The sequence below is a fragment of the Streptomyces thermocarboxydus genome, assembly GCF_024760485.1.
GTDB classification, from domain to species: domain Bacteria; phylum Actinomycetota; class Actinomycetes; order Streptomycetales; family Streptomycetaceae; genus Streptomyces; species Streptomyces cellulosae.
On record NZ_CP058273.1, the window covers coordinates 6,852,530 to 6,870,874 of the forward strand.

Below are 18,345 nucleotides of genomic sequence, written 5' to 3' on the forward strand. Positions count from 1 at the left end.
CCGTACCGAGGAGGTCGGACCACCGTGGACCGTACGCCGGACCGGATCGCCAACCCCTGGGGTGCACGCACCCCTTACGCACCCGGCGAGCCCTGGCCGGTGCGCACCGACCTGCACCTCGCGGACGGGGTCACGGAGGAGGACGTCGAGCGGTGGGTGCCGTCCGCGTCGATCCTGCACTCCAACGGCGACGCGATGGACATCGCCGTGCGCGCAGGACGCATCGTCGGCGTCCGCGGCCGCGCGGGCGACCGGGTCAACCGCGGCCGGCTCGGTCCCAAGGACCTCTACGGCTGGCAGGCCAACCACTCCCGGGACCGACTCACCCGCCCCCTCGTCCGCGAGAACGGCCGCCTGGTCGAGACCGACTGGGACACCGCCATGGACCGCGTCGTCTCCCGCACCCGGGCCCTGCTCGACGACCGAGGCCCCGGCTCCGTCGGCTTCTACACCAGCGGACAGCTGTTCCTGGAGGAGTACTACACCCTCTCCGTCCTCGCCCACGCCGGCGTCCGCACCAACCACCTCGACGGCAACACCCGGCTGTGCACGGCCACCGCCGCCGAGGCCCTCAAGGAGAGCTTCGGCTCCGACGGCCAGCCCGGCTCCTACGAGGACATCGACCACGCCGACACCATCGCCCTGTTCGGGCACAACATGGCCGAGACGCAGACGGTGCTGTGGACGCGCGTCCTGGACCGGCTGGAGGGCTCCGACCCGCCCCGGCTGCTGTGCGTCGACCCCCGGTACACCCCCGTCGCCCGCCGCGCCGACATCCACCTGGCGCCGCGCCCCGGCACCAACGTCGCCCTGCTCAACGCCCTGCTCCACGAGATCATCCGCACCGGCCGCACCGACCGCGCCTACCTCGACGCGCACACCGTCGGCTACGACGAACTCGCCGCCGGCGTCGAGCACTGCACCCCGCGCTGGGCCGCGGAGATCTGCGACGTGCCCGCCGCCGAGATCGAACGCGCGGCCGACCTCCTCGGCGACGCGCGGCGGCTCACCTCGACCGTCCTCCAGGGCGTCTACCAGTCCCACCAGGCGTCCGCCGCCGCCGTGCAGGTCAACAACCTGCACCTGATCCGCGGCATGCTCGGCCGCCCCGGCTGCGGACTGATGCAGATGAACGGCCAGCCCACCGCCCAGAACACCCGCGAGTGCGGCGCCGACGGCGACCTCCCCGGCTTCCGCAACTGGCAGAACGACCGGCACGTCGCCGAACTGGCCGAGATCTGGAACGTCGAACCGGACGGCATCCCGCACTACGGCCCGCCCACCCACGCGATGCAGATGTTCCGCTACGCCGAGCAGGGCTCGCTGCGCATGCTGTGGATCTCCGGCACCAACCCGGCCGTGTCCCTGCCCGAACTCGGCCGGATCCGTTCGATCCTCGCGCAGGAACGCCTGTTCGTGGTGGTGCAGGACCTGTTCCTCACCGAGACCGCGCAGCTCGCCGACGTCGTGCTGCCCGCCGCGACCTGGGGCGAGAAGACCGGCGCCTTCACCAACGCCGACCGCACCGTCCACCTCTCCGAGAAGGCCGTGGACCCGCCCGGCGAGGCCCGCGCCGATCTCGACATCTTCCTCGACTTCGCGGCCCGCATGGACTTCCGCGACAAGGACGGCGGCCCCCTGATCCCCTGGTCCGACCCGCAGGGCGCCTTCGCCGCCTGGCAGCGGTGCAGCGCAGGCCGCCCCTGCGACTACACCGGCCTCAGCTACGACAAGCTGCGCGGCGGCGGCATCCAGTGGCCGTGCACCGAGGACGCCCCCGACGGCACCGCCCGTCTCTACACCGACGGCTTCGACCACGCCCACCCCGACCGGTGCGAGAGCTACGGCAAGGACATGGTCACCGGATCCCCCGTCACCCCCGTCGAGTACCGCTCCCTCAACCCGGACGGCAAGGCCGTGATCAAGGCCGCCGAGTACCTCCCGCCCCACGAGGACGCCTCCGCGGAGTACCCGCTCCAGCTGATCACCGGGCGGACCGTCCACCACTTCCACACCCGCACCAAGACCGGCCGCGCCCCCGAGCTGAACGCCGCCGCGCCGGACGTCTGGGCGGAGATCTCCCCGGCGGAGGCCGCCGCGCAGGGCCTGGCCGACGGCGACCTGGTCCAGGTGACCACCCCACGCGGGGCGCTGCGAGCCCGGCTGCGGACCGTGGCGATCCGCGACGGCGTGGTGTTCGTGCCGTTCCACTACGGCTACTGGGACACCCCCGCGGGGCACCGGCCGCCCGACGGCCTCCCCGGCCGCGCCGCCAACGAGACCACGATCACCGACTGGGACCCGCTGTCCAAGCAGCCCCTGTTCAAGACCGCGGCGGCCCGCGTCACCCTGGTCGCCCGGCGCGGGACGCACGAGCAGCGGGCCACGGACGACGCGAGGACGGGGAAGACGGCATGAACGGCATCGGCATCACCCTGCGCGCCCTCCACGACGGCGAGCGCGACCTGGAGACGGACCTCCTCGCCGTCGCCGAGCGGCACCGCACCGAGCACGAGGTGCACCACGTCGCCACCGACGTCGCCCGCTGGTCCCGCGAGCACGCGGCCCGGCTGGCCGCCCTCGGCCCCGACCACGGCGTCGAGCTGTCCGGCCCCCGCGACCACACCGCGCCCGGCGCGCTCACCGCCCTGCGCGAGAAGGCCGCGCAGGCCCTCGGACGGCGCCAGGAGACCGGGCTGCTCCTCCTGGACGACCTGCGCGACCTGCACCTGGCCGCCGCCCGCAACAGCCTCCACTGGGAGATGCTCGCCCAGACCGCGCAGGCCACCCGCGACCGAGCCCTGCTCCACCTCGCGACCGACTGCCACCCGCAGACCCTGCGGCAGATGCGCTGGACCAACACGATGATCAAGGTGCTGTCGCCGCAGCTCCTGGTGAGCGTCTGACGTGCCCCGGGAGGGTTTCCGCGGCGCGACTGCGTGACCGTTCCGGCCCCGCTATCGTCGGTTTCGTCCCCACGGGACGTCGGCCGCCGACGGGCGGCGGCCGGCCCGGCCGGACCCCCGGGAGGCGGGCACCATGGACGGTTACTACGACCTCGGCTCCTACCGACGGCCCGTGTCGACGACCTCCCCCGAGGCCCAACTCTGGTTCGACCGCGGGCTGATGTGGACCTACGCCTTCAACCACGAGGAGGCGGTCGCCTGTTTCCAGAAGGCCGCCGACGCCGACCCGGGCTGTGCGATGGCCCACTGGGGCATCGCCTACGCCCTCGGCCCGAACTACAACAAACCCTGGGAGGCCTTCGACACCGAGGACCTCCACCGCACCGTCGAGCGCACCCACGCGGCCGTCGAACGCGCCCACCGGGCGGCCGAGGCCCGCGCCACCCCCGTCGAGCGCGCCCTCGTCGAGGCCCTGCGCGCCCGCTACCCGCAGGACCGCCCCGCCGGCGACTGCTCCGTCTGGAACGAACCGTACGCGGACCGCATGCTCGCCGTGTACGAGAGCGCGCCCGGCGACCCCGACGTGGCCGCGCTCTGCGCCGACGCGCTGATGAACCTCACCCCGTGGCAGCTGTGGGACCTGAGGACCGGACGCCCCGCCGACGGCGCCCGCACCGTGGAGGCCAGGGAGGTGCTCGACGGCGCCCTCGCCACCGAGGCCGGAGCCACGCACCCCGCCATCGTGCACCTCTACATCCACTTGATGGAGATGTCCCCGACCCCGGAGGCCGCCCTGACCGTCGCCGACCGGCTGCGCGACGCCGCGCCCGACGCCGGGCACCTGCTCCACATGCCCTCGCACCTCGAGGTGCTGTGCGGCGACTACCGCCGCGTCGTCTCGGACAACACCGCCGCCGTCGCCGCCGACGAGAAGTACCTCCAGCGGGCCGGCGCGATGAACTTCTACACGCTCTACCGCTGCCACAACCACCACTTCCGGATCTACGGCGCGATGTTCGCCGGACAGTCCCGGGTGGCCCTGGACGCCGCCGCCCGGCTCGAGGCCGCCGTGCCCGAGAAGCTGCTGAGGGTGGAGAGCCCGCCCATGGCGGACTGGCTGGAGGCGTTCCTGGCGATGCGCTTCCACGTGCTGATCCGCTTCGGCCGCTGGGACGACATCCTCGCGCTGCCGCTCCCCGACGATCCCGAGCTGTACTGCGTCACGACCGCGATGCTGCACTACGCCCGGGGCATCGCCCTCGGCGTGAAGGGCGACACGGACGGCGCCGACGCCGAGCGGGAGAAGTTCCGCGCAGCCGTGGACCGGGTGCCCGACAGCAGGATGCTGTTCAACAACACCTGCCACGACGTCCTCGACATCGCCTCCGCGATGCTCGACGGCGAACTCGCCTACCGCAAGGGCGACTTCGACACCGCCTTCGCCGCGCTGGAGCTGGCCGTCGAACGGGACGACACCCTGCCGTACGACGAGCCGTGGGGCTGGATGCAGCCCACCCGGCACGCGCTCGGCGCGCTGCTCCTCGAACAGGGCCGGGTCGCCGAGGCGGAGGCCGTCTACCGGGCCGACCTGGGCCTGGACGACACCCTGCCCCGGCCGCTCCAGCACCCGAACAACGTCTGGGCGCTGCACGGCTTCCACGAGTGTCTGCTGCGCACCGGCAAGACCGGCGAGGCCGCGATCGTCGCCCGGCAGCTGCGGCAGGCGGCGGCGCTGGCGGACGTACCGGTTCACGCGTCCTGCTTCTGCCGCCTCGACACGCGCGACCACCCGGAGCCTGGGGAGCACGGTCATGGGGTGGGGGAGCACGCCTGCCATTGAGGCGGCCTCTTCGGAAAAGGCGGCGGGCCCGGACGGGGTCCGGGCCCGCCGGCGGGGGCGGCCGTGGCGCTCAGCGGGCTACGACGGCCTGGAACGACTTCATGCAGGTGAAGCAGTGCCGGTCCGTCGTGTCGCGTCGAGGCGATTCCTCCTCCTTCTCCACCCCGCACAGCGTCGAGGTCTTGTCCGGGGTGAGAACGTGCCAGACCGGCTCCCCCGAAGTGTCTGCACCGCACCACATCTCGTGCATTCCCAGCTCCCTCCGGGTAGGCATGGAGGCCGCTTCCATACCAGCACGGCGGGCGTCCGTCCGGCTCGTCCGGCGGGCCAGTCGGGTGACACGCGGTCCCGGCATGCATACGCGACGGCACGGACGGATCCTTGAGGAATGAGGAAGCCTCCGATCGTGGTACACCCGCCGCTCGGCTCGGGCGGCCGGCGCGTCACCGTGCGCGGAGAGATCGTCGGCCTCGCCTGCTCCGACCGGGACGTCGTGGAGTTCCTGCGCCGCGTGGGCCTCCCGGAGGGCGAACGGCTCCTGGACGACCCCGCCTGGGTGAAGTGGGTCGGCGGCCGCGCCCACGTCTACGACGCCGCATAGAACGGCGGCGCCCCGAACCCGGAGCGCCGCCGAAGCCACCGTCGGCGCCGACTCCGGCGGTAACCGTGCCTGCTCGGGTACCCCGCCCGGGCACCTCCATGCAGCGCGCCCCGGGAGCGCGGGGAACTGCGCGACAGGCCCCTGCCGGCCCGCGGGTGCGTACCGAGCTCAAGCTCGCGGATGCCCCCGGGTCACGGGGACGCCACCACCTCAGGGGCGCGGGGAACTGCGCGCCCGGCCCCCACCGGCCCGCGGTGAACCCCTCTCACAAGACCGGTGATTTCACCGATCCCCACCAGTCCTCCCCCCACCGACAGTGGCACCGCCAGTCAAAGGCACCGCCCCGGCACCCGCACGGCTCCCCGGCCCACGCAGTGACCCCGTGCACCGGCCGCCAGGGCGACCCCGTGACAGAGAGGACCACTCGTCGTGCAGCAGCACCCCCACACCACCAGCCGCAGGACCGGCCGCATGGCCGCCCTCACCGCGGCGCTCGCCGCCGTCGTCGGCCTCAGCACCCTCACCGGCCCCGGCGCCCACGCCGCCGACAACCCCTACGAGCGCGGCCCGGCCCCCACCGAGTCCAGCATCGAGGCCCTGCGCGGCCCGTACGCCGTCTCGCAGACCTCCGTCTCCCGGCTCTCCGCGACCGGCTTCGGCGGCGGCACGATCTACTACCCGACCACCACCGCCGACGGCACCTTCGGCGCGATCGCCATCTCGCCCGGTTACACCGCCCTGGAGTCCTCCATCTCCTGGCTGGGCCCGCGCCTGGCATCCCAGGGCTTCGTGGTGTTCACCATCGACACCCTCACCACCCTCGACCAGCCCGGCTCCCGCGGCGACCAGCTGCTGGCCGCGCTGGACTACCTCACCCAGCGCAGCTCGGTCCGCAGCCGCATCGACACCAGCCGGCTGGGCGTCATGGGCCACTCCATGGGCGGCGGCGGCTCCCTCGAGGCCGCCAAGACCCGGCCGTCCCTCAAGGCCGCCATCCCTATGACGCCCTGGAACCTCGACAAGACCTGGCCCGAGCTGCGGACCCCCACCCTGATCTTCGGCGCCGACGCCGACACCATCGCCCCGGTGGCGACCCACGCCAAGCCCTTCTACAACACCCTGCCGTCCTCCCTGGACCGGACGTACATCGAGCTCAACAACGCCACCCACTTCGCCCCGAACTCGTCGAACACGACGATCGCGAAGTACAGCATTTCGTGGCTGAAGCGCTTCATCGACAAGGACACCCGCTACGAGCAGTTCCTCTGCCCGCTGCCGCAGCGGAGCCTGACGATCGACGAGGCACAGGGCAACTGCCCGCACACCTCCTGACGCACACCCTCCGGTGGCGGTCCGCGCGCGGCGCGGGCCGCCACCGCCGTTGTGCGCGGGCACCGCGGCCCGCCGCCGCGCTTGGGCCACGGCACAGTCCGAGAGGGACGTCATCGCCGCAAAAGCCGCTGGTGGCACGGCTGTTCATGTTTCATCCGGTCACGGACGTATACCTTCCGCGCGACCTTACGCGTGAGTAAGGTCGCTGGAATGACCGGACACACGACCGCGCGGCAGCGGCTGACCGCCGAGCTGCTGGACGCGCTGCGCACCGACGGCGGCGTCCGTGTCGTGACCGGTGAACCCGGTTGCGGCCGCACCACGTTCCTCGACCACGCCGCCCGCCTCTTCCGCCCCGGCCCGGTACGGTACGTCCGCGCCGGCGGCGCACATGAGCTGGAGAATTCCTTCCGGACGGCGGGCCCGCTCCTCCTCTGCGTGGACGACGCCGACCGCTGGGACGCTCCGTCCCGTGCCGCGCTCGCCCGCACCGCCGCACGCATACGGGAGACGGCCGTACGCACGACGCTCCTGCTGACGGCCGCCCACCACCGCCCCCTGCCCGCCGAACTGGCGGAGCTGCCCCTCCTCCGTCTCGGCCCGCTCACCTCCGGCGACGCGGCGCTGCTGATCCGGGAGCGCGCGGAGAGCGCCGTCGCCCCCGCCGTACGGGAGGAGTTGATCACGGCGGCGGAGGGCAACCCCGCGCTGCTGCGGGCACTGCTCCGGCGTCTGTCACCGGCCCAGCTGAGCGGGCGGCGCGCTCTGCCCCGACCGCTGGTCGACGGCGAGGTGCTGGCCGACGTGGCCGGTGACCGCCTGCCCGGCGACCCCGGCGACCCCGGCGGCCTGCTGCTGTCCACGGCCGCCGCCGCACGGGCGACGGGGGAGGAGGACGTGGACACGGCACTCGTCGTCCGCGCGTGCCCCACGGCGGCGAACGATCCCTTGCCCGACCTGCTGACCCGCAGCGAGGGCCGACTCCGCTTCCGCAGCGCGCTGATGGCCCGGGCGGTGTACGCCACCGCGCCCCCCGAACACCGCCGCGTGGCGCACCTCGCCCTGGCCGAGGCGGCGACGGACCCGGACGACCTCCTCCCGCTCCTCCACCGCGCATGGGCGGTCTCCGCCCCCGCCCCCACCGTGGCGGCGTCCCTGTCCTCGGCGGCCACCGACCCGTCGTCCTCGGCGCCGCCCACCCTCCGCCGCAGGGCCCTGACCCGCGCGGCCACTCTCACCCTGGACGAGGCGGAACGCGCCCGCCACCACCTCGCAGCCGCCGAGCAGGCACTCCTCGCCGGCCAGGCCGCCGACGCCCTGCGCCTGCTGGAACGGGCACGAGGCGGTACCGCACCGGCCTCGGTGCGCGGAGGCGCGGAACTCCTGCGAGGAGCGGTACTCCTGGCCGACGGCCCGGTGGAGGACGCCCGGGAGTCCTTCCTCCTGGCGGCGGGACTCCTGCCCCCGCCCGCAGCGGCCCGCGCCACCCTGGGCGCGGCGGACGCGGCCTGGTCGGCAGGCGATCCCACAGCCTGTCTGTCAGCTCTGTCCCCCACCCACACACCGCCGACGCTCCCCCTTGCAGAGGCGTGCGTACGAGTTCCCAGAGACCTCGCGTCACCCCGTGGCGGGCAATCGTGCCGCAGGGCGATGGGGGTCCCCCCACTCGAGCGAAGCCGGGAGTGGGGGAGGGCAGGCGCCACGGCGCCCCCCGCAGCGCGCACCCCGCCCACGGACCCTCTGCCGAACGGCACCATGCCAGCGAGCCCCCCGCCGGCAAGCGACCCGTCCCGCGATCACCGCGACGGCATGCGCGCCGTGCTCCTCGCCCGCTTCGACCTCGCCGCCACCCCCCTGCGCCGCGTAGTGGAAACCGGCCTCCACGGCACCACCCCCGATCCCCTCCTCCGCGCAGCCGCAGCCGCACTCCTGCTCGGCGACGTCCCCTCCGCCCGCCGCGCAGGCGCCCGCGCCCTCGCCGCCGCCCGTACCTCCGGCTCCGCCTCCCTCGAACCCCGCGCCCTCGAATACCTCGCCTACGCCGAACTCCGCGCCGGCCGCCACCAGCTGGCCCGCACCCACGCCGAGGAGGGCCTCCGCGCCGCCGAGCGCGCCGGGCAGCGCAACACGGCCGCCCACCACCACGCCGTCCTCGCGCTCGCGCGTCCATCGGAGGGGCGAGGCGGACCTGGTGGCCGAGCACGCCGGAGGCGCCCTGCGCACCGCCCTCCGCCATGGGCTGGCGCAGGCGCGCGACCCTCGCGCACTGGGCCGTCGCCGCTCGGACCTCGGCGCCGGAACGCCCGCGCGAGGCGGCCGGGCGGCTCGGACCGCTGGTCCGCCCCGGCGCCCGCCGCGGCCACTTCGCGGTGTGGATGCTCGCCGTCCCCTGCTTCGTGGAGGCCGCCGCGTCCGCGGGACGCCCCCAGCAGGCGGCGGGGGTGGTGGAGGACTTCGCCCTGTGGGCGGCCTGCGGCGCCGATCCGCAGGCGCCCTCCCAGCTCCTCCGCTGCCGCGCCCTCCTGGCCGGCCCGGACACCGCCGACGAGCTGTACCTGCGCGCCCTCGGCGAGCACGACGACACCGCGGGCGACTTCGAACGCGCCCGCACCGAACTCCTCTACGGCAAGTGGCTGCGCCGCAGACGCCGCCTCCGTGAGGCCCGTACCCGCCTGGAGGAGGCCCGCCTCGGCTTCGAACGCTGCGGCGCCCGGCTGTGGGCGCAGCAGGCCGCCGCCGAACTCCGCGCCGGCGGCGCCGCCCCGTCCGCGGCCCCCGCCGCGTCCTCCGGCGCCGGCGACCTCGCCCGCCTGACCCCGCAGCAGCTGCGGATCGCCCGATACGTCGCCGCGGGCGCCACCAACCGGGAGGTGGCTCTCAGCCTCTCCGTGAGCACCCGCACCGTCGACTACCACCTGCGGAACGTGTTCGCCACGCTCGGCCTCCGTTCCCGGGTCGAGCTGGTGCGTCTGGTCGAGCAGGAGGAAAAGACCGGTGCACGACTCTAGGGACCGACCGGACGGTATGCCATCCTTCGGGGCAGGACGAGTCCGACGGCGGCCGGCCCGCGGGCTCCCCGTACCTGCCGGGCGCCGGTACGGGGCCGCCGCACGGGCACCGCCCGACAGCCCGACCCTGGGGGGAATGCGCGATGCCTCACGCCGTACGGCCACGAACCCTGCTGCGTCCCGGACCCGCGTCCGCACCCCGGTCGCGGACGCCACGCGTGCGGTCGCTGATCGACGCCGACGCGCTGCGCGTGCTGCACCGGGCCGCCCGCGTCCTGCTGGACGACCTGCCGCAGCTCACGGACCGGCTGGTCGCGGCGCTCCAGGAGCAGGAGCCGGCCTACCGGACCGCCGTCGAGGGCGACGCGGTCGCCACCTGGCAGGAGGTGCACCGCTCGCTGCGGCACAGCATCTCCTCGCTGCTGGACCCGCGGGGCGCCCGGGACGGGGCGCGCCGCTGCTCCTGGAAGATCGGCGCTTCCCGCGCCGAGCAGGGCCTGCCCCTGGACGCGGTGCTGCACGGCTTCCGGCTGGGCGGCTCGCTGGTGTGGCAGGGCCTGGTGGACGAGACGTCCCGGGCGGCGCCGGAGGACGTACGGCTGCTGGTGCATGTCGCGTCCGACGTGTGGGACTTCGTCGACGAGCACTGCACGATCGTCGCGGACGCCTACCGGCAGACCGAGCGGCAGATGGCATGGCGAAGGGAGAACAGGGTGCGGCTGCTGGCCGCGGCGCTGCTGGACGGCACCAGCAGGATCGCCGACCTGCCCGAGGCCGCCGAGGCACTGGACCTGCCCGAGCACGGCCGGTACGTCGTCGTCGCAGTCGAGGGGACCCGGTCCCCGGGCTGTACGGGCGCCCAGGCGGCCCTCGCCCCGGATGTGCGCGTGCACTGGCACACCGGCGTGGACGCCGAACACGGCATCGTCCTCGTCGAGGGCGACCCGTCAGCCATCGTCCCGGACGAACAGCCGCCCGGCGTCCGGGTGGGCGTCAGCGGTGTGGTCGACGGACTGGCCGCCGTGGGCGAGGCGCGTCAACTGGCGGACACCGCACTGCGTTTGTGCCCCGAGGCGGGCGGCACGGTCCGGCTCGACGAGCACCTGCCGGCGGCGCTGGTCGCGTCGAACCCCGACCTCGCCGCGGCGCTGGCCGACCGGCTCCTCGGCCCCCTGGCCGTCCTGGAACCCGCCGACGCCGAAGTCCTCCTCGACACCCTCGCCACCTGGCTGGCCTGCGACGGCTCCGCCCAGCGCGCGGCCCGCCGCCTCTACTGCCACCGCAACACGGTCCTCAACCGCCTCCGCCGCTACGAACAACTGACGGGCCGCAACCTCTCCCGCCCCACAGACCTGGTCGAAACGACCCTGGCCCTGACAGCCCACAACCTCCTCAACCCCACACGGCACGCGTAAGGCCGCCCCAAAGGGGCGCGGGGAACTGCGCGCTCAACCCCCCCACCGGCCGGCGGTCGCATCACACCATCGCCGCCCCGCGCCCGGACACGCGCATCCGCTGACCGCCCCGCACGCAGACGCGCCTGAAGGGGCGCGGGGAACTGCGCGCTCAGCCCTCACCGGCCGGCGGTCGCATCACACCATCGCCGCCCCGCGCCCGGACACGCGGATCCGCTGACCGCCCCGCGCGCAGACGCGCCTGAAGGGGCGCGGGGAACTGCGCGACCAGCCCCCCACCGCTCCCGCAGCCGCGACACAACAGAACCGACCCGCCCCTTGGGCGCACCGACAGGCCGGCCGCCCGCATGGGCACCCGCACAACCCACCCCCACCCCCGTTGGTACACCGCAGCACACCCCCACAGACCGCTGTACCCCCTCCCCACCCCCGTGCTGTCGTAAGCACCCCTTCCCCCGAAGCCGTCGCAACCCCGTGCGACGACCCCGAGGAGTCGTGATGCCCGAAGCACCACCGGACGCCGGCGGCGGCAACACCCTGCACGTCGAGAACGTCGACGTGACCTACGGCCGCGCCCTGTCCGCCCTCCGCTCCGTGTCCCTGACCGTGCCGCCCGCCACGGTCGTGGCCCTGCTCGGCGCGAACGGCGCCGGCAAGACCACGCTGCTGCGCGCCGTCTCCGGCACGCTCCGCCTGCACCGCGGCGCGGTCACGGCCGGCCGTATCCGCTACGGCGACACGGAGCTCGACGGCAAGGACCCGGTCGCCGCGGTCCGCGCCGGCGTCGTCCAAGTGCCCGAGGGACGGCGGGTGTTCGCCGGGCTGTCCGTCGACGAGAACCTCCGCTCCGGCGGCCTCGGCCTCGGCCGCCGTGGACGCGCCCAGGTGCAGGAGGCCCGCGACCGCGTCTTCACGCTCTTCCCGCGGCTCGCCGAACGCACCCACCAGCCGGCAGGGCTGCTGTCCGGCGGCGAGCAGCAGATGCTGGCGATCGGCCGCGCCCTGATGGCCGCGCCCCGCCTGCTGCTCCTGGACGAGCCCTCCCTGGGCCTCGCCCCGCAGATGGTGCGGCGCATCGCGGAGGTGATCCGCGAGATCAACGAACAAGGCACCGCCGTGCTCCTCGTCGAGCAGAACGCCGGCATGGCGCTCTCCCTCGCGAGCCACGCGCACGTACTCGAAGTGGGGGAGACCCGCCTGTCCGGCCCCGCCGGGGAACTCGCCCGCACCGACGCCGTACGCCGCCTCTACCTGGGCGAGCCGGCGCAGGACCAGGGGGCGGCGTGAACGACCGCACCACCAAGACCCGCGCCGGCGCAACCCACGCCACCACCACCGCGCCCCCCGAACTGGCCGTCCGTGACGTCACCGTCCGCTTCGCCGGCCTCACCGCCCTCGACGGCGTGTCCTTCACCGTCGCCCCCGGCTCGGTGCACGCGCTGATCGGCCCGAACGGCGCGGGCAAGTCCACCTGCTTCAACGTGCTGTCCGGCCTGTGCCGCCCCGACGCCGGCACGGTCACCCTCGGCGGCACGGAGCTGACCCGGCTCGCCCCGCACCGCATCGCCGCGCTCGGCGTGGCCCGTACCTTCCAGAACATCGTCACCACCCAGGGCACCGTCGCCGACAACCTGATGCTCGGCCGGCACGCCCTCACCCGCGCCGGGTTCACCGCGAGCGCCCTGCGGCTGCCGGGCGCCCGGCGGGAACAGCGCGAACACCTCGCCCGCGCCCGGGAGATCGCCGAACTCACCGGCCTGGGCCCCTACTTCGACGCACCGGTCGGCCTGCTGTCCTACGGCGACCGCAAGCGCGTCGAACTCGCCCGCGCCCTCTGCCTGGAGCCCCGTGTGCTGCTGCTCGACGAACCGGTGGCCGGCATGAACGCCGCCGAACGCGCCCGCACCGCCGAGGTGGTGGCGCAGCTGCGCGCCGAACTCGGACTGTCCGTCGTCCTCGTGGAGCACGACATGGGCCTGGTGATGCGTCTCGCCGACGAGGTCACCGTGCTGGACTTCGGCCGGCCCATCGCGCACGGCACCCCCGACGAGATCCGCCGGGACCCGGAGGTCCTGCGCGCCTACCTCGGCACCGACGCGACCGGGGAGGACGCGGCATGACGGATCTCCTGGACAGCCTGCTGGGCGGACTGGCCCTCGGCGCGGTGTACGCGCTGGTCGCCCTCGGCTTCGTCGTCATCTTCAAGGCCTCGGGCGTGCTCAACTTCGCCCACGGCTCCCTGCTGCTGTTCGGCGGTTACCTGATCGCCGTCCTCCACGACGACCTGGGCTTCGCCGGGGCGCTCGCCCTGGCGGTCGTCGTGACGGCCGCCCTGGCCGGGGCGCTGGACCGCTTCCTGCTGCAACGCGGCGGTCACGACGCCCACTCCGCGCATGTGCAGACCATCGTCACCATCGGCGTCGACATCGTCCTGCTCACCGAGCTGGCCCGGCGTATCGGCGGCGACCTGCTGACGCTGGGCGACCCGTGGGGCGACGCGGTGACCGAACTCGGCCCGTTGACCGTCGCGGACAGTCGGCTCGCCGCGATCGCCGTGTCGGCGGTCGTCATCACCGGGGTCTTCGCCCTGTTCCGGTTCACCTCCTGGGGCCTGTCGCTGCGGGCCGCGGCGGAGGACATGGAGGCCGCCGCGCTGATGGGAGTACGCCTCGGCCGGGTGCGGGCCGGCGCCTGGTGCCTGGCGGGCGCGCTGGCCGCGCTGGCCGCCGTGTTCCTCGCCGCGTTCCCCGCCCCGGGCCTGGAGCGCACCACCGGCCAGATCGCGCTCAACGCCTTCCCCGCCGCCATCCTCGGCGGGCTCGCCTCCCCGACGGGCGCCCTCGCGGGCAGTCTCGTCATCGGGCTGACCGAGGCGCTCGTCGTCGGCTACCAGTCCGAACTGCACGTGCTGGGGGACGGGTTCGGCGAGGTCGCCCCGTACGCCGTGATGCTGCTGGTGCTCCTGGTGCGGCCCAACGGGCTGTTCGGCGCGAGGGGAGCGGCCCGTGTCTGACCGGATCACCGCGCTCCTCACCCGCCGCCGCGCCACCCTGCTCGTCGTCGCCGTGGTGCTGTGCCTGCCGCCGTTCTACCTCGACGCGTTCTGGCTGCGCATCGGCCTGTTCTCCATGGCGGCCGCGATCGGCGCCATCGGTCTCGCCCTGCTCAGCGGCACCGCGGGACAGCTCTCCCTCGGCCACGCCTTCTTCCTCGCCGTCGGCGCGTACGGCTACACCTGGCTGGCCGGCGACCCGGGACCGGGCCTGCCGACCGCCCTCGCCGTGCCCCTCGCGGTGCTGATGGCGGGCCTGGCCGGCGGGCTGTTCAGTCCCGTCGCCGGCCGGGTCAAGGGCATCTACCTGGGCATCGCCACCCTCGCCCTGGTCTTCCTCGGCCACCACGTCCTGCTCACCGCCGAGTCGGTCACCGGCGGCTTCAACGGCCGCTCCGTGCCCCCGCTCTCCGTCGGCGGGTTCACCTTCGACGCGGACGGCGAACTGAACGTCCTCGGTGTGCCGTTCGGCGCGGAGGAGCGGCTGTGGTTCCTGGGCCTGGCGCTGTTCGCGCTCACCTGGTTCACCGCCCGCGGTCTGCTCCGCTCCCGACCCGGCCGGGCGCTGGCCGCCCTCCGCGACAGCGAGACCGCCGCCGCCGTGATGGGCGTCGACGTGGCCCGGCACCGCTCCGCCGCGTTCGTGGTGTCGTCGATGTACGCGGGCCTCGCCGGGGTGCTGCTGGCGCTCGCCTTCCGCCGGGTGGTGCCCGACTACTTCGGACTTGTGCTGTCCGTCGACTACCTCGCCATGATCGTCATCGGCGGCCTCGGCTCGGTCGCCGGCGCCACCGCCGGCGCCGTCTTCGTCACCGCGCTGCCGCTGCTGATGACCCGCTACGCCGACCAGCTCCCGCTGGTCGCCGCGCCCGGCTCCACGGAGGGCGCCGTCGGCCCCACCGAGGCCGCCCGCTACCTGTACGGCGCCGCCATCGTCCTCGTCCTGCTGTACGCCCCCGACGGGCTGCACGGTCTGGTCCGCCGGGCCCGTGACCGCCTGCGGCGCCGCCGCACCCCGACCACCGCACCGCACACCGCCGTTCCCTCACCCCCGCCGCCGGCCGCGGCCGCACGACCCAAGGAGCACACCCCGTGACCACCAGACACACCCGCCGCCCCCGCGTCCGCGCCGCCGGGGCCGTCCTCGCCGGCACCCTGGCCCTGCTGCTCGCCGCCACCGGATGCAGCTCCAAGGCGGAAGGCGACGGCAAGGGCGACTCCGCCGACGGCGTCCGCACCGGACCCGGCGTCGACGACGACACCGTCCGGCTCGGCGCCCTCACCGACCTGACCGGTCCCTACGCCACGCTCGGCAAGAGCATCGTGCAGGCCCAGCAGATGTGGGCCGACGAGGTCAACGCCAAGGGCGGCATCTGCGACCGGAAGGTCGAGATCGTCGTCAAGGACCACGGCTACGACGTGCAGAAGGCCGTCACCGCCTACGCCGACATCGCCCCCGACGTGGTGGCGCTGCCGCAGGTCATCGGCTCCCCGGTGGTGGCCGCCCTGCTCGACGACATCGAGCGGGACAAGATGCTCACCTTCCCGCAGGCCTGGGCCGCCTCCCTGCTCGGCAAGGACGCCGTCCAGGTGCTCGGCACCACCTACGACGTCGACATGATCGCCGCCGTCGACTTCCTCACCCGCACCAAGGGCCTGAAGAAGGGTGACACCATCGGCCACGTCTACTTCGAGGGTGACTACGGCGCCAACGCCCTGGAGGGATCCACCTGGGCGGCAGAACGGGCCGGGATGAAGGTGGCGGGGCAGAAGATCCAGGCCACCGACACCGACCTGTCGGCACAGGTGTCGGCGCTGCGCAAGCAAGGCGTCAAGGCCGTCCTGATCAGTGCGGGACCGGCGCAGACGGCGTCCCTGGTGGGCGTGGCCGCCTCGCGCGGCCTGAAGGTGCCCGTGGTCAGCAGCGCCCCCGGCTTCGCGCCCCAGCTGATGGAGACGCCGGCCGCGCCCGCCCTCGCGGCCATGCTCAACGTGGTCAGCGCGGCGCCCGCCGTCAGCTCCGACCTGCCCGGGGTGAAGACCATGGTGGCGTCGTACAGGAAGAAGTACCCGGACTCGCCCGTCGACTCCGGCGTGCTCTCCGGCTACAACGCGGCCAGGCTCATCGGCGACGACCTCGCCAAGGCGTGCGAGGCGGGCGGCCTGACCAGGGAGGACGTGGTCAAGGCGCACCGCTCGCAGACCAACGCCGACACCGGGCTCGGCACGCCGCAGAACTTCTCCGACGTGAACCGTCCCGCCGCCGTCGAGACCTACGTGCTCAAGCCGGACGCCAAGGCGGTCGGCGGCGTCGTCAACGCCGAGGACGCGCACGCCGCACCCGGCGTCGAGGAGTACCTGTCCTCCCGCTGAGGCACAGGTGAAGCCCCGGTGCGCCCCACAGGGGAGCGCCGGGGCTCAGGCCGCCGCCTCCGGGTCGCGGTCGGAGGAGGGCCAGACGTACGGCAGGTCGTCCGGCTCGTCGGGGAACAGCTCCCGGTACGCCTCCGGGTCCTTGCGCACCAGCGCGGAGCGGTGGCTGCGGTGCACGGCCTCGTCGCCCAGCCACGGCGGCAGCTCACCGGCCTGAGCCAGCTCCTCCTGGCTCCGCACCGGCTCCCCGGGCCGTACCGTCGCCAGGTCGGCGACCAGGGTGGCCGCGCAGCTGTCCTGGTGGCCCCGCTCGCGCCACACCCGGCAGACGTCCAGGCCGTACCGCACCAGCGCCTCCTCGTACCCCCTCCACATGCGCACGGCGGGATGACGGCGCCAGCCGTAGCCCGGCACGATCAGCCCGCGCAGCACCTGGAGCGCCTCCACCCGCTGCTTGCCGAGCCGCTTCCGGTCCAGGACCAGCGCGGATGCGCAGAAATCGGGGTAGGGGAGGAAGGTCTGCACGGGGGCCGTCCGGGGAGGTGGGGGGACCAAGCGGGTCGAGCGGTCTGCAGCACCTCGGTTCCCAGAACCGGGCGGGACACACCTCGCCCGCCCGGCACCGGGGGTCAGCCCAGCGCGCCGAGGCGGGCGTCCCGCCACAGGTCCACGCCGCCGTCCGTGGCGTACGAGTCGATCTCGGCCAGCTCCTCGGCGGTGAAGTCCAGGTTCTCCAGCGCGGCCACGTTCTGCTCCAGCTGCTCGGTGCGGGAGGCGCCGATGACCAGCGACGTCACCCGCGGGTCGCGCAGCGCCCAGGCCAGCGCCATCTGCGCCAGGGTCTGCCCGCGCCGGGCCGCGATGTCGTTGAGCGCCCGCAGCCTGCGCAGCATGTCGTCCGTCAGCCAGCCCGCGTCGAACGAGGTGCCCGCCGCGGCCCGCGAGTCCTCGGGCACGCCGTTCAGGTAGCGCCCGGTGAGCAGCCCCTGCGCAAGGGCGGTGAACCCGATGACGCCGAAGCCCTCCTCGTCGGCCACGTCCAGCAGGCCGTCCGTCTCGATCCAGCGGTTCAGCATGTTGTACGACGGCTGGTGGATCAGCAGCGGGGTGCCCAGGTCGCGCAGGATCTCCGCCGCCTGACGGCTGCGCTCGGCGTCGTACGAGGAGATGCCGACGTAGAGCGCCTTGCCCTGGCGGACCGCGGTGTCCAGGGCGCCCATGGTCTCCTCGAGCGGCGTGGTGGCGTCCAGCCGGTGCGAGTAGAAGATGTCCACGTACTCCAGACCCATCCGCTTCAGGGACTGGTCCAGCGACGCCAGCAGGTACTTCCGGGAGCCGCCGCCCTGGCCGTAGGGGCCGGGCCACATGTCCCAGCCGGCCTTGGTGGAGATGATCATCTCGTCCCGGTACGGCGCCAGGTCCTGCTTCATCAGCCGGCCGAAGTTGATCTCGGCGGAGCCGTAGGGCGGGCCGTAGTTGTTGGCCAGGTCGTGGTGGGTGATGCCCAGGTCGAAGGCGCGCAGCGCGATGGCCCGCTGGCTCTCGAAGGACCGGTCGTCACCGAAGTTGTGCCAGTAGCCGAGCGACAGCAGGGGCAGGTCGAGCCCCGAGCGCCCGGTGCGCCGGTAGCGCATGGTGCCGTCGTAGCGGTCGGGGGCGGCGAGGTGGTGGTTCATCGGTGCGGTCTCCGGTGGTGCGAACGGGGTGTCCCGTGGGACGGTGTTGATCCTGGGCCCACAGTGCCCCCGAGTGATCCGGAAGTCCAACCGGTACGTCGCATGGGATTGAGCAGCGGGACTTCTGAATCGCCGGGGTCCG

At 74.0% G+C, this 18,345-nt stretch carries 14 protein-coding genes and 1 pseudogene; 12 read left to right on the forward strand and 3 right to left on the reverse strand.

Annotated elements, in window-relative coordinates:
• Positions 1-24 precede the first annotated feature (24 nt).
• The 3 genes from AY578_RS31350 (at position 25) to AY578_RS31360 (ending at position 4,746) form a co-directional block, all read left to right on the forward strand.
• Positions 25-2,418, forward strand: a complete 2,394-nt coding sequence (locus tag AY578_RS31350; RefSeq protein WP_136237504.1) for a molybdopterin oxidoreductase family protein — start codon at positions 25-27, stop codon at positions 2,416-2,418.
• Complete coding sequence (locus AY578_RS31355; RefSeq protein ID WP_028958954.1) at positions 2,415-2,906, forward strand: hypothetical protein; 492 nt, start codon at positions 2,415-2,417, stop codon at positions 2,904-2,906. The genes AY578_RS31350 and AY578_RS31355 overlap by 4 nt, the downstream gene beginning before the upstream one ends.
• Positions 2,907-3,039: 133 nt before the next feature.
• A complete protein-coding gene (locus tag AY578_RS31360) occupies positions 3,040-4,746 on the forward strand; it encodes a tetratricopeptide repeat protein (protein WP_019527267.1) in 1,707 nt (568 codons plus the stop codon).
• Between the two features lie 70 nt (positions 4,747-4,816).
• Here the strand turns inward: AY578_RS31360 and AY578_RS31365 are convergent, their stop codons facing one another.
• On the reverse strand, positions 4,817-5,020 hold the full coding sequence (locus AY578_RS31365; protein WP_026244183.1) for a hypothetical protein: 204 nt from the start codon (positions 5,018-5,020) through the stop codon (positions 4,817-4,819).
• 114 nt (positions 5,021-5,134) lie between these two features.
• Between AY578_RS31365 and AY578_RS31370 the strand changes: the two genes are divergently transcribed.
• The 9 genes and pseudogenes from AY578_RS31370 (at position 5,135) to AY578_RS31410 (ending at position 16,527) form a co-directional block, all read left to right on the forward strand.
• Entirely contained in the window at positions 5,135-5,347 is a 213-nt protein-coding gene (locus AY578_RS31370; protein ID WP_019527269.1) for a hypothetical protein, read from the forward strand.
• 429 nt (positions 5,348-5,776) lie between these two features.
• Positions 5,777-6,679: a bis(hydroxyethyl) terephthalate hydrolase gene (bdeA, locus tag AY578_RS31375; RefSeq protein WP_026244184.1), complete on the forward strand. Its 903-nt coding sequence runs from the start codon at positions 5,777-5,779 to the stop codon at positions 6,677-6,679.
• A 210-nt stretch (positions 6,680-6,889) separates the two neighbouring features.
• A pseudogene (locus AY578_RS34190) lies at positions 6,890-9,687 on the forward strand (helix-turn-helix transcriptional regulator).
• 143 nt (positions 9,688-9,830) lie between these two features.
• Positions 9,831-11,102 (forward strand): RsbRD N-terminal domain-containing protein, encoded by a 1,272-nt coding sequence (locus AY578_RS31385; RefSeq protein ID WP_258906624.1) that lies wholly within the window; start codon positions 9,831-9,833, stop codon positions 11,100-11,102.
• A gap of 498 nt (positions 11,103-11,600) precedes the next feature.
• Positions 11,601-12,389: an ABC transporter ATP-binding protein gene (locus tag AY578_RS31390; protein WP_136237503.1), complete on the forward strand. Its 789-nt coding sequence runs from the start codon at positions 11,601-11,603 to the stop codon at positions 12,387-12,389.
• Positions 12,386-13,222: an ABC transporter ATP-binding protein gene (locus AY578_RS31395; protein ID WP_052183361.1), complete on the forward strand. Its 837-nt coding sequence runs from the start codon at positions 12,386-12,388 to the stop codon at positions 13,220-13,222. Before AY578_RS31390 ends, AY578_RS31395 begins: the two co-directional genes overlap by 4 nt.
• Positions 13,219-14,115: a branched-chain amino acid ABC transporter permease gene (locus tag AY578_RS31400; RefSeq protein ID WP_019527275.1), complete on the forward strand. Its 897-nt coding sequence runs from the start codon at positions 13,219-13,221 to the stop codon at positions 14,113-14,115. The genes AY578_RS31395 and AY578_RS31400 overlap by 4 nt, the downstream gene beginning before the upstream one ends.
• Positions 14,108-15,250 (forward strand): branched-chain amino acid ABC transporter permease, encoded by a 1,143-nt coding sequence (locus AY578_RS31405; protein ID WP_028960992.1) that lies wholly within the window; start codon positions 14,108-14,110, stop codon positions 15,248-15,250. The genes AY578_RS31400 and AY578_RS31405 overlap by 8 nt, the downstream gene beginning before the upstream one ends.
• Positions 15,247-16,527 carry an ABC transporter substrate-binding protein gene (locus AY578_RS31410; RefSeq protein WP_136237502.1) on the forward strand — a complete coding sequence of 427 codons (1,281 nt, stop codon included), beginning with the start codon at positions 15,247-15,249 and terminating at the stop codon, positions 16,525-16,527. Before AY578_RS31405 ends, AY578_RS31410 begins: the two co-directional genes overlap by 4 nt.
• A 45-nt stretch (positions 16,528-16,572) precedes the next feature.
• On the opposite strand, the gene AY578_RS31415 is transcribed toward AY578_RS31410, so the two are convergent.
• Both AY578_RS31415 and mgrA read right to left on the reverse strand, forming a co-directional pair.
• Positions 16,573-17,052 (reverse strand): MSMEG_6728 family protein, encoded by a 480-nt coding sequence (locus AY578_RS31415; protein WP_136237501.1) that lies wholly within the window; start codon positions 17,050-17,052, stop codon positions 16,573-16,575.
• 104 nt (positions 17,053-17,156) lie between these two features.
• Positions 17,157-18,203, reverse strand: a complete 1,047-nt coding sequence (gene mgrA / locus AY578_RS31420; RefSeq protein WP_028960995.1) for an L-glyceraldehyde 3-phosphate reductase — start codon at positions 18,201-18,203, stop codon at positions 17,157-17,159.
• Positions 18,204-18,345: the final 142 nt, after the last annotated feature.

Coding starts and splice junctions, on each gene's coding strand:
- AY578_RS31355 (WP_028958954.1), top strand. CDS start 2,415: ATGAACGGCATCGGCATCACCCTGCGCGCCCTCCACGACGGCGAGCGC.
- AY578_RS31360 (WP_019527267.1), top strand. CDS start 3,040: ATGGACGGTTACTACGACCTCGGCTCCTACCGACGGCCCGTGTCGACG.
- AY578_RS31365 (WP_026244183.1), bottom strand. CDS start 5,020: ATGCCTACCCGGAGGGAGCTGGGAATGCACGAGATGTGGTGCGGTGCA.
- AY578_RS31370 (WP_019527269.1), top strand. CDS start 5,135: ATGAGGAAGCCTCCGATCGTGGTACACCCGCCGCTCGGCTCGGGCGGC.
- AY578_RS31385 (WP_258906624.1), top strand. CDS start 9,831: ATGCCTCACGCCGTACGGCCACGAACCCTGCTGCGTCCCGGACCCGCG.
- AY578_RS31390 (WP_136237503.1), top strand. CDS start 11,601: ATGCCCGAAGCACCACCGGACGCCGGCGGCGGCAACACCCTGCACGTC.
- AY578_RS31400 (WP_019527275.1), top strand. CDS start 13,219: ATGACGGATCTCCTGGACAGCCTGCTGGGCGGACTGGCCCTCGGCGCG.
- mgrA (WP_028960995.1), bottom strand. CDS start 18,203: ATGAACCACCACCTCGCCGCCCCCGACCGCTACGACGGCACCATGCGC.